Annotated in this window: 1 protein-coding gene; it reads left to right on the top strand. The window is 48.0% G+C overall.

The annotated features are described in order from the left end of the window. Nucleotides 1-28 precede the first annotated feature (28 nt). Nucleotides 29-256: hypothetical protein (locus AC0L20_RS40485; RefSeq protein ID WP_473295743.1), on the top strand; the 228-nt coding region annotated here is incomplete at its 3' end.

The following is a 256-nucleotide window of genomic DNA, read 5'->3' as shown; positions in this document are numbered from 1 at the left end:
TTCCATCAACCGCAAACAGGAGTTCATCATGAACATTAATGGAATCGATGAGAAACAATTGGCAGAGGCTAAAGCCCTGACTGCTGGAGAAGGGGATATCAAGGTTACTGAGGATGGGCACACTCATGAATTCAAACCGACGAGTGTGTTTGGATACCTATCCTGGAGTGCACTAGACGGAGAATGGATTGGTGATGAGGCACCCGAAAGTATCCGTATCCAGTATGGAAGTGACTTAGCCGCTGGCCCTCACCAA

This window comes from Bradyrhizobium sp. Kon58 (assembly GCF_055807455.1).
Note: the sequence above shows the minus strand (reverse complement) of the source record. Positions and strands in the feature narration are given on the sequence as shown.